This window comes from Vibrio sp. 2033 (assembly GCF_033339735.1).
Window position 1 is genome coordinate 1 of record NZ_JAWOVC010000524.1, and the last position, 611, is coordinate 611.

The 611-nt window shown below is 50.2% G+C and carries 1 protein-coding gene; it reads left to right on the top strand.

Annotation, left to right across the window (positions count from 1 at the left end):
• On the top strand, positions 1 to 611 hold a 611-nt coding region (locus tag R7P74_RS27580; RefSeq protein WP_318123864.1), incomplete at both ends, for a hypothetical protein.

The window sequence follows — 611 nt, forward strand, 5'->3', positions numbered from 1 at the left end:
TTATCTCTGACGGTAACCCGGCGTACACCGACATCAACAATTTAAATCTCATTGCGGATAATACCGACATCGACACCACCATTCAGATGGGTGGCAAAGCGCCAGATGACACCTATACCGAGGTTCTCATTGAGGTGGTAGGGCACGTGCGTGACGACGCGGTTGGCGAGTTTACCAACCAGTTGCAAGGGAAGTTAAGCAGTGGCTCGCGCTATGTGACGTATAACTTACGCGAAAAAGTGGTCGTTCCTGAACCGGGCAATTTGGCCGTCACGAAAATCACTACCGATCCAGCAGCTATCTACCATCCGGGCGACATTATTGGTTACGACATCGAGGTGAAAAACACTGGCAGCGGCTATGCAACTGACGTATTGATTGCGGATTTGTGGAAAACCATTCGTACTGAAAAAGCGGGTTCTGCCTTGCCCGTTCGTGCCTTTGAGGGGTGGTCTAATGTCAGCGTTAGCGTAGATGGAACGGATCCGAGCTTAACTCAAGCTGTGTCGGGCTCAGAAGTAACGGGCGATAACGGTTATCAAGTTCGTTACAATATTCACCCTGATCATAGCGTCAAGCTGCATGTAGAAGGCGTGGTCAAAGCCGATCTG